This is a genomic window from Mycobacterium sp., from assembly GCF_052145595.1.
GTDB lineage: Bacteria > Actinomycetota > Actinomycetes > Mycobacteriales > Mycobacteriaceae > Mycobacterium.
Window position 1 is genome coordinate 1 of record NZ_JBKQOI010000309.1, and the last position, 9,476, is coordinate 9,476.

9 protein-coding genes are annotated in these 9,476 nt (G+C 63.1%); 2 read left to right on the forward strand and 7 right to left on the reverse strand.

Going from position 1 to position 9,476, the window contains the following annotated elements:
* Positions 1-870: 870 nt before the first annotated feature.
* The 3 genes from ACLP4W_RS25930 to ACLP4W_RS25940 form a co-directional block, all read right to left on the reverse strand.
* Positions 871-1,140: a DUF6262 family protein gene (locus ACLP4W_RS25930; protein WP_442390252.1), complete on the reverse strand. Its 270-nt coding sequence runs from the start codon at positions 1,138-1,140 to the stop codon at positions 871-873.
* Positions 1,137-1,319: a hypothetical protein gene (locus ACLP4W_RS25935; protein WP_442390253.1), complete on the reverse strand. Its 183-nt coding sequence runs from the start codon at positions 1,317-1,319 to the stop codon at positions 1,137-1,139. The genes ACLP4W_RS25930 and ACLP4W_RS25935 overlap by 4 nt, the downstream gene beginning before the upstream one ends.
* Positions 1,320-2,030: 711 nt before the next feature.
* Positions 2,031-4,289 carry a serine hydrolase domain-containing protein gene (locus tag ACLP4W_RS25940; RefSeq protein WP_442390254.1) on the reverse strand — a complete coding sequence of 753 codons (2,259 nt, stop codon included), beginning with the start codon at positions 4,287-4,289 and terminating at the stop codon, positions 2,031-2,033.
* A 595-nt stretch (positions 4,290-4,884) separates the two neighbouring features.
* Between ACLP4W_RS25940 and ACLP4W_RS25945 the strand changes: the two genes are divergently transcribed.
* A complete protein-coding gene (locus ACLP4W_RS25945; RefSeq protein WP_442390255.1) occupies positions 4,885-5,085 on the forward strand; it encodes a hypothetical protein in 201 nt (66 codons plus the stop codon).
* A gap of 128 nt (positions 5,086-5,213) precedes the next feature.
* Here the strand turns inward: ACLP4W_RS25945 and ACLP4W_RS25950 are convergent, their stop codons facing one another.
* Positions 5,214-5,897, reverse strand: a complete 684-nt coding sequence (locus tag ACLP4W_RS25950; RefSeq protein ID WP_442390256.1) for a tyrosine-type recombinase/integrase — start codon at positions 5,895-5,897, stop codon at positions 5,214-5,216.
* 212 nt (positions 5,898-6,109) lie between these two features.
* On the opposite strand from ACLP4W_RS25950, the gene ACLP4W_RS25955 reads away from it, so the two are divergent.
* A complete protein-coding gene (locus ACLP4W_RS25955; protein WP_442390257.1) occupies positions 6,110-6,574 on the forward strand; it encodes a hypothetical protein in 465 nt (154 codons plus the stop codon).
* Here ACLP4W_RS25955 and ACLP4W_RS25960 read toward each other — a convergent pair.
* From ACLP4W_RS25960 to ACLP4W_RS25970, 3 genes are read right to left on the reverse strand one after another with little or no spacing between them, the layout of a single operon-like run.
* Entirely contained in the window at positions 6,571-7,674 is a 1,104-nt protein-coding gene (locus ACLP4W_RS25960; protein ID WP_442390258.1) for a hypothetical protein, read from the reverse strand. The genes ACLP4W_RS25955 and ACLP4W_RS25960 overlap by 4 nt on opposite strands.
* Entirely contained in the window at positions 7,671-8,924 is a 1,254-nt protein-coding gene (locus tag ACLP4W_RS25965) for a tyrosine-type recombinase/integrase (RefSeq protein ID WP_442390259.1), read from the reverse strand. Before ACLP4W_RS25965 ends, ACLP4W_RS25960 begins: the two co-directional genes overlap by 4 nt.
* A gap of 27 nt (positions 8,925-8,951) precedes the next feature.
* Complete coding sequence (locus tag ACLP4W_RS25970; RefSeq protein ID WP_442390260.1) at positions 8,952-9,227, reverse strand: hypothetical protein; 276 nt, start codon at positions 9,225-9,227, stop codon at positions 8,952-8,954.
* Positions 9,228-9,476: the final 249 nt, after the last annotated feature.

Consider the following 9,476-nt stretch of genomic DNA (forward strand, 5'->3'; position numbering starts at 1 on the left):
CGCCATCATGCACGCTTGGTAACCAGGTGGTTGGTGCTTCGGACGGCGCTCCTTTTCGTCAGGAGCGCCGTCCGACTCGTATATGCCGAACTCCCGGGGCCGGCAGCGGTCTGCTCGCCGAAGCAAGCACACTGCGAGCTGGGTGATCGAGTCCTTGGGTGGCGCCCGCATCGTTGAGCACCGTCGAGTCCAGCGCGCGCCGCCGCCCCACCGCTCACTGCCCCACCCGCGGCACGGTCTAGCGGGCCCGACCCAAAGCAAACCTCGGCGCCCGCACTGACACCCACGACCGCGTCCGCACCGACCGCGTCGACTAAGCCGGCTGCGCGTGAAGTAGCGTGACGCCCTTGCGGATGTCTCAAATCAGACCACATCTGAGACACTTAGCCGCCCGTAATCCGGGAGGTGGATTGTCCAGGTCGCAACGTCTCAGAAGTTCGTCACAGAAATACTCGTCTCACCTGCGGTGTTTCAGCATTTGTGAGGCATCGACACCAATCGCGGTGATCGGTTGCGCCCCAGTATCTTCCGCCTGCAACCCAATGAAGGCCTTGTACTGCTCATTTGTAAACCATGGCGGCCGTTTCGGAGTACCAGGCGGCAAACCCGCTGACAAAGCACGTGCTTTTCGGTTCCGGCTACCCTCGCCCACTCCGATCCTCCATCGGCGTCGTCTATCACCTCGCCCCGCCGAGAACCCCGCTGTTGGCAATCATCGGTCGGGCGGTCGGGCATCGGTCGGGCGGTCAGCGAGACCGCGTCGCAGTTGGAGAAGTTCACCGTGTGCTGCGGCGAGGGCTTTCTGAAGTCTGGTGACTTCTTCGTGATGTTTGCGGCGTAGATCGACGAGTTCGTGGGAAAGCCTTCGGACTAGTGTGCTTTCAGCGGCATCGGCCTCGTCGTTCGGTGTGTTTGCTTTCGTGGCGCGTTGCGGACGCGTCTGAGCGCCTCGACTTGTGCGCGTAGTGCGGGATGGCGGTAGATGAAGTCGGTCGAGACGCCAGCGGTGGCTGCGAGTCGGGTGAAGGTTATGGGTACGTTAGCTTTTCGCGCTTCTCGTAGCGCGGCGGTGACGGCTTTCTCGGCGGTTTCGTGTCGCCGCCGGGTGGCTTGCTGGAGCGCTTCAATGCTGCGGCTCATGTCGCGTCCTTCTGCTTAGTCGACATAGTAGGTGGGGTTCGTCGTTGCGGGGCGCCTGCTCCACGCAGCGGCACGAGCGAGCCGTCGGTGCTGCGGACGCCGGCAATCGACACCAGAACGGCATCCAAGGCGGCCACCTCTTGGTTGCGGCCGCGCAGCCAGATGTTTTCGGCGGTCATGGGTTCACCGAAGCGCGCTGCGTGGGCCTCTTGTCGTTTCTGAATCAGTTGTTGGGTTTCGATGCGCTGCCGTTGCAGCGCATCGGAGAAGGTCGCGTCCGTTACGAATTTCGAGCATGAAAGGCAAGCTTCTCTGAACTTGGTGGCCGGACCCCAAGAATTGGTCAACGTGACAAACCAGCGGGGGTCAGGGCCTTGGCTCTGTGGCTTGGGGACACCCTGACCGGGCATGATGGCGGGGATGGATATGGGCGTGGGCGAGCTGCACTTGGCAGTGTGCCGACGATTCGGTGAGGCCGTTCGGTCGGCTGACGGGAAGTGGGATCGTTTATCTCCTTGCGATGGCCGGGACGCGAGGGCTGTATTGGAGCACGTGATCGGGTTCATGACGTGCTGCTACTGCGGCCTCTGGGCTTGAAGCCGGATCGTCCCCGTGACGACCCGCAGCGGCGCTGGGAGACCTTCGACCGACTGGGCGAAGCGTTTGGGCTGGAAGGCTTGTTTGAGCGGGTCGTGGAGGTTCCGGCAGTTGGGAAGAATCCGCCAACGCAGCTCGACGCCAGGACGTTGGTGCCAAGCCTGACTCAAGACACTAGACGGTCGAGATTGCCCATCTTGGCGGCTCTGTTGCTCACGTTCGCGGGAGTCACGCGGATAAGTTGCGGTCAGTCCACGCCTCGATGATCGCCCATTTGGCAGCGTCCGGGAGGGTCAGCAGGGTCCGACGGCCTTGTAGAAGGCGTCCCGGAGGACGGTGGGCGCGTCAGTAACGGGGTAGAGCACGTAATCGCCGCTTCCGCTGGTGTCGTGGTTGGCGCCTGCGGCGCAGTGCGGAGTGACGGTGGCGCCGTTGTACGATCCGGCGTGAGTAAGTACCTGGCATTTGTTGCACCAGCGCCAGTCGTCCTGAGTGTGTGGAGGGAGAGCGCCACCGCTGGACATGTCGAGGATGTAGTCGCCGCTTCCGGTGTGATCATGGGCACCACCCCCATTGGCGGAGCAAGCTCCAAGTGATGCATTACCGGCGTAGCAGAGTGCTTGGCAGTTGGAGCACCAGCGCCAATTCGGTTGGCCGCCTGGGTTCCCGACGCCGATTGGAAGCGTGTAGGTCGCTCCGTTTTTGTGGTTGTGCGTGCCGCCGGCCGGGCATTGCCCCTGGTTGGTGTTCAGGGCGAAGGTGAGCTCCGTGCACTTGTTGCACCACAGCCACCCGTACTGAAGATTCGGTCCGCAGACGTCGGAGTTAATGACCAGAGCGCCAAACGTGCCCGAACCGAACAATGCAAAGGACGCTGTGAGATGAGTCCCGTTCCCCGAGTCGATTCCGCCGTCCTTCTCAATCCAGGCCGGCGGAACCGGTCCCGCGGCCGTATCCCAGCCCATCACAGGACCCACTGCCACCCCGTTCACGATCCCGAGCATCTCGTCCCACTGTGCTGAGGTAAGGATGCGCCCATCAACCTTGTTGAGGCTGTCCAACACCGGGGCCACATCATCCATCGACATCCACCACCCGCCGGGACCGGCTTGCAGGGTCAGAGGGCCCCAGTCGTAACCAGGAGTCGTACCCGGGTATGCATAGGTCAGAGCATAGGTGCCTGATTGCGGGGGGGTCGCTGGGGGATCGCACGCGACGCCAGTCACTCCGACAGGTTCGAACACGTATTGGTTAACTAACTTTACGAACTGGTACGCGTAGGCGGTCGCGGGGTCGTCGCCCGGGCTGGGCGCCCATCCCGCTGCCGCGGGGATCAATAGCCGCAACAGGTCGTAGTTGATGTTGCTGTAAAAAGGCGTCTTGTTGGCCAGGTCGATCTTCGTCGGGTCGATTGGTGGCGAAATGAAGGACTGTATTTCCGCGTAGGTCATCCCACCGCCGTAATCCCTGATGCCACTGGTCATCGACAGCAGCTGCCGGTAGGTGATCTCTCCGATGCCGGGGGCCGCGGCCCAGCCTTTGGGCTTTGGGAAGATAGTGGGAAGATACGGGCCGATCGGCGAGTCCAAAGGCGAGGTAGTCCCGGGCGGGGCGGGAAGCTTGTCCAAGATCGGGATCGCGGCCAGCGCCGCAAGGACCTTGCTTGTGCTGGCGGTCTGCCACTTCGTCGACGGCAGAAACAGCTGGGCAGGGGAATCCGCCGAGGTGCGGGCGTAGCCATGGGCAAAGGAGGTTTTCGTATTGGAGCCGCCGATCATGCAGGCGTACCCGACGACGTTGCCGTCGAGACGCTCGGCGATGTACCCGAACACCTCGAGGACATTCACGCAGCCCTGCGGATTGGAGATCGGCACCTTCACAACCGTGGTCGCGGCGGAGGTGAGCGTCCAGCCGCCAGATGGAGCGAAGGCCGCGAAAGTGAGCGGGCCCATGAGCGAGGAGTAGAAGCTCAGGTACATGTACGCCTCGGGCGGGGCGCCGTCACCGCCGTACCAAGCGCCCTGGTCATCAATTGCCGCCCAGCCGCCGGCTGGCGCGAACGCCACGCAAACGATCTTCGCTCCGCTCTGGCTGAGCTGTGCCATCGCGTTCACGCACCCGGCCGACACTCCTTCTTGGGCGTGAACTCCGTGGTCATTGACGACGACCCACCCGCCCTGAGGGGCAAACGCGACGCACACGATCTTGGCGCCGTTCTGGCTCAGCGTCGAAATGCTCGCGGTGCACGCCGGAGGCAGACCTTGTTGAGCTATCTCGCCCTGATCGTTGACAACGACCCAGCCGCCGCCTTGAGGGGCAAACGCGACGCACATGAGTTTGGCGCCGTTCTGGCTCAATGACGTCAGGCCTTGCACGCACGCCGTAGGCAAGCCCTGGTCGGCGAAGGCACCGCTCTTGGAGATCACAATCCAGCCGTTCGTGCTGCCAGGAACAAACGCCACCCATGCGATATCGTCACCGCCCGCACCAAACGTATTCATCTGCTTGTAGCAGGCATCGGGAATGTTCCGAGCAAAGTACTGCTGAGTCATGGCGGCTACCCCTCGTTGACAGAAACTGTGAATCTGATCAGGCAGCCGAAGCTTGCCTGCGGATGACTTCTCGGCGTTTCGTCACACATATATTTCCGGCGCGACAGGCGTCGATTCTGCCGGCTCTGACCGCGCCGGCTGGGTGGTCGGTGACCTAACCGCCCTTGCTGTCGCCCGGGTCCTGGATAAAAGATGTGGCCTTGATCGTTCGAGGGCATGGGTACCGTGGTCGGCGTGCCAGACACGGTCATGTTGTTCTCACCCGCTTTGACGCCCGAGCGGAAAGCCCAGAACAACAGGATCGTACCGTCGTCCGCCGTGGAGAGGAGCCAGTTGAGCCAATTGAACTGACAGGATCATCGGAGTACAAACATCGGGCACAAGTAATCGATGGGTACGACCTCGCCCGTGGTGTCGATATGCAGGCGGCTCCTCTCAGCCAACCTCCGTCCGCCCGGGCGTACCCCGATCAGGAACTACGCCTGGTGATGGACAACTACGCCGCCCACAAGAAGAAGGAGAAATCCTCGACTGGCTCGCCGAAAACCCCCGCATACGAGTGGATTTCACCCCTAACTCAGCGTCCTGGATGAACATGGTCGAGATCTGGTTCGGCATCATCGAACGCCAAGCCATCCACCGCGGCACCTTCGGCAACGTCCGCGACCTCACCCCGGCGATCCGCACCTATATCAACGGCTGGAACAACCGCGCCCACCACTTCGTCTGGACCAAAACCGCCGACGAAATCCTCAAGAAAGCCAACCGCCAAACAACTTCAAACGCCCGCCACTAGCCAGGGCGGTCGGGGCGAATGATTGGCTGGATACCGAGTGGTGTGCGGCGTTCTTCGACCGACTACCCGCGGATCCGGACGCTCTGACCAATCGGAGCGAACGTATGCAGGGGCACTTGGCGATCCGTTCATCGTGGCCGCGCATTTGTTGGTAGGGAGGGGGTTCCGAGGTTGACGGCGCCGCGGATGCTGGTGTCGATCAGGGTAAGTTTGTCTTTGACGCCGACGAGGCTGACTTGGAGTCCCTCCACTTCGCCGAGCCAGCCGTGAAGTTTAGCCTCGATGATTCGGTCTTCGAGGTTGCTCCGGATCTCCTCTAATCGTGGTCGTTGGGCTGGGTCCGGCCGTAGAAGCGAACATCGGACACAAGCGTGCTCGTGAAAACACGGCGTTCCGAACGCGCGCCCGCACGTCCCAACCGACACCTTGCGCTTCTCGAAGTGGGCGAGGAAGTCGTCCCATTCGTCCTCGGTCGGGGTCCTGTACTCTTCGCTGGGTCGGGTTGCCCGTCGGCGAGCGATGAACGCTCGATGGGCTTCGATCGCTTCCATGGGGTAGACGGCTTTGTATCCCATGGTTGTATCAATTGTTTTGTGCCCGCAGATGATTTGGGCGATGTGCGGCGGTAGACCGCTCATGATTGCGTCGGTGACGAAGATCCTTCTGAAGTCGTGTGGCGAGAAAATCAGTGGTTCGCCGGTAGCGTCGGTGAGCCCGCTGGCGGCGAGCGCGTCGATGAGCAGTTTGCGGATCGCACTGGGCGTGAAGGGTCGGTGCTCGTTGCCGATGGCGCGTTGGAACAGCAGCGGCATCGGCGGGTTCCAGACCCGCTCCCGGATGTCGTAGGACGGCACCAGGGGTATCGCACCGTTCGGTGCGCGTAGGCGGGTGACGATGGCGCTGAGCACGTCGGCGAGTTCGGGGCTGACGAGCAGCAGGCGTTCAGTGTCGGTCTTGGAGGGGCGATCTGCAGCAGCGGCACCACTTCGCCGGTGGAGGGCAGGCGGTATTCGGTGATGCTGTGGTGGCTGAGTTCAAGCAGTTCCTCGCAGCGGATGCCGGTCAGTCGCAGAACTTCGATCGTGGCGAATGCCCAGAACGCCTCGTCGTCCTCGTAGGACAGGTTGCGCCGTTTGCCGGTGGCCGTGTCTTCGGCCCAGACATGTCGGCCGATGGCTTTGGGGACGAGCGCTTTTCGCAACTTGGCGTCGGTGCCGGGGATCAACGTGCCAGGCGTCGTCTGGTCAGCGGCCTGCACGAGCTGTTGTGCGGTGCGGCGGCGCTGGTTGGCGGTGCGCACCAGTACCGGCAGCACAGGCAGTCGTTCGCGGGTGCGCTGGTCCATCCGAGCCTTGCGGTGTTTGCGTTCCTTGGCTCGGCGGATCTCGGCGTCGCCGATCGGGCAGGGAGCCGCCCACTGGGCCCATCGGGCGGGATCGTCGACAGCCCACTGGGCGATGTCGAGGTAGAACGCTCGCACCCGTATTAGTTCGTCTTTGGCGTTGAGTCGCGGGGTTGCGACCTCGATCCGCTCGCCGGCGGCGTTGGTGATCGTTTGCTTCTTGGTGGCCAGGTCTTCCTTCCAGGTCCGGATGATGTGCTGGGGCAGCTGCAGGGTGTCGATGCCCGGTGCGATGGCTTCGATGCGCGCCCAGAACAGCCCGGCCAGGCTGCGGGAGATCGCGTCGATGCTGGCGAGTCGAGCGACGGCTGACGTTCCCGTAGGTAGTCGACAAGCAGGTCGCGAATGGGTCTGCAACGCAATGGGTATCGATCCACTAATTCTTCGATCGTGAGCCGCCCGGTGGCTTGCCCGAAGGCGCGGATCGTGTGCGGCGCATCGTCGGGGAAGATGCCAATCGTGCGCAGGCGTAGGTAGAAGTCGACCTTCTTTTGTCCGCCTCGAGCGTGTACCTGGCGCAGGGTGTCGACCAGTTCGACACAGTCGCCGACGGTGATGTCGGCGACGCGTCCGCCCTTGCACGCGAGGATGGTCGCGATCCTGGTCGCCGCGACCCGCGCGTCGACGGCGGAGCTGGCCGGTTGGGTCTCGGCGAGTCGCTGCAGCTGGGCGAACCCTTCCGGGTCTCTGGTGTGCGCCACCGCACCGGCAAGACGGGCGTGTGTGCGGGTAAGCATCCACGGCAAGCCCGGACGGATGACGTCGCCGCAGATCAACATGAGCAGGCCCGAGGCCAGATCGTCGGCGTCGTAGGACGCGTTCTGTCGGCGCTCCCGCAGCAACGTCAGTGGGAGCCCGGTCCAGTTCTTGCCGGGATGCTGCTCGACGCCGCTGAGTTCCCAACGCTGTTGCCAGGTGTCGCCTGGAAACGTCGCCAGCCAGTCCAGCAGCTTGGTCACACCGCGTCGTCGACCCGCCTGGGTCGTCTTGACATCCGATGTGAACAATCCGGAGGTCAGCCTGACGATGGTGTCCTCGGCGGTTCCGGCGGTGTCTGCCCACCACTGCTCGGGCTGCCGGGCGGGGAACCGTTCGCGCAGATGTTGGTTCCGCCCGCTGATCTGGGTCTTCGTCGCATTGGCGATGGCAAGTGGTTTGCGCGCAACGTGTTTGGCGATCGTGGTCACATCGACCTCCCGAACAGCACGCTCAGCGATTGCGGGTCGTAGCCTGGCGCCGGCGGCGGTGGCACCGGGTCATCGCGCTGCACCGCTTGCCGCGCGTGGTGAGCCAGCACGCTGGCCACGACCTCCTCTTTGGTGGGCGTCAAATACAACTCGGTGGTGGTCAAGTGGGCGTGGCCCATCACCCACTGCACGTCGCTCAACGTCATCTGCGGATCCCGCGCCATCCGTGTCGCGGCGCTGTGCCGGAGGTCGTGCAACGTCCAATCCGAGCCCAGGCAGGCGTTGGCCCGCTCGAACATCCTGTGCGCGGCGTGATAGGTCAGCGGACGGTGTGGTCGGCGTAGTGTCCACCACAGCGGATGGGTCCGACCACGCGGCACCTTGGCCTGCATGTCTTGCTGATACAGGCGGAGCCATACAAATGCGTCCACCGCCGCGGGCAGCTGCTGTATGGCGCGGGAACCCTTACGCACCACCGTGATCAGTTGTTGGCCTGGGTCGACATCGCACTGGCGAACACCCAGCAGCTCTGACGCGCGGGCTCCTGTTGAGATCCAGAACGCAACCATGGCTCGGTCCCGATTCGACGGCAGCGCAGTGAACAGCGTGTTGAACCGATCGTCGGGTATCGCCCGCGGAATCCGCTGCGGCACTTTGGGGCGATATCGCCCTACGCGGTTGTGCTTCCAGGCCTCCATCGGGTTGTGGTGGGCATTCGCCCGTTCGCACCGACGTGCGATATCCAGCGGAAACGGATTCAGGATCGGTCCGGCACCGAGGTCACGCTGGAAGTCGTAGAAGCCACGTAACACCTTCTCGCTGTGAGCGATCGTCGCCGGGGCATACCCAGGGCCAAGGGCGGGCTTGCCGGTTACAGGGTTCGGCGGCCCAATCGACTCGACTGTTGCAACACCTTGGTCTGACGATGGCCTTCGCTGATGTTTGACCGCCAGCTGAATCCAACAGCTGAAGTCGCGCGCTTCGATCCGGGTCGCGCGGTGCCAATCGACATCGACCGCGCCGAGGAATCGCCACCACCGCAGCAAGTCCATGCCGTAGGAACGCAACGTCGCCGGCGATCGTCCGGCCGCGACCAGCTCCCGCAGAAACGCGGTCACTGGTTCCACGACGGCGCCCTCCGCGTCGATCAACCGGTAAGGCTCACCCAGATCGCCAGTCGAGGCGAGGTGCCCACAGCGAGAAACAACAAGACGGGCCACATCCCTGGTTTGTACTGGTTCTTGGTTCACGTCCGGGAAGCTATCGGGGCCGACGCATTACGCCGCGTCACGCCACGCGGTTGTGCCAGTTAGTTCAGTCAATAGGGCGTTGCCCTTGTCGCAGGCTTGCCGAGGCGGCAGCGTGCAGTAACCGTTGGGCAATACGCGATCTGTCCGTTGGTCCAGCGCGAGTGCTTCGAACATCTCAGCAGGATCGCGGTCATAGTCGCGGCCGTCGGCGGTGACTTTCTTGTATCGCAGGAACTCATGTTCGGCGACCGTCGACAGTGTCTGGGCGTAGTGCATGAACATCGCCGGGCTCTTGTGGCCCATGTAGCGCATCGCGACGTGGATTGGGGTTCCAGCGTTGAGTAGGTTGCTGACAAGTCGTTAATGTGCCCTCTTACCACATCATCTGGGGTGCGGCGTGGTTGCCTCTAACCGGCATCCCCGATACCACCGCCGTAGCGCTGCTCCGCAACGTACAACGCAAGATCGCCAACTCGACTCGCGCGGATCTTCTGCTGCCTGGGTTACGGCCGGCCCGTCCCCGTCTGGACCGATCTGCCGGGAGCAGACTCG

What these genes read in the sequence shown, in the direction of transcription:
- ACLP4W_RS25930 (WP_442390252.1), bottom strand. Translation starts at nt 1,140, where the DNA reads ATGAGCCGCAGCATTGAAGCGCTCCAGCAAGCCACCCGGCGGCGACAC.
- ACLP4W_RS25935 (WP_442390253.1), bottom strand. Translation starts at nt 1,319, where the DNA reads ATGACCGCCGAAAACATCTGGCTGCGCGGCCGCAACCAAGAGGTGGCC.
- ACLP4W_RS25940 (WP_442390254.1), bottom strand. Translation starts at nt 4,289, where the DNA reads ATGACTCAGCAGTACTTTGCTCGGAACATTCCCGATGCCTGCTACAAG.
- ACLP4W_RS25945 (WP_442390255.1), top strand. Translation starts at nt 4,885, where the DNA reads ATGGTCGAGATCTGGTTCGGCATCATCGAACGCCAAGCCATCCACCGC.
- ACLP4W_RS25950 (WP_442390256.1), bottom strand. Translation starts at nt 5,897, where the DNA reads ATGCCGCTGCTGTTCCAACGCGCCATCGGCAACGAGCACCGACCCTTC.
- ACLP4W_RS25970 (WP_442390260.1), bottom strand. Translation starts at nt 9,227, where the DNA reads ATGGGCCACAAGAGCCCGGCGATGTTCATGCACTACGCCCAGACACTG.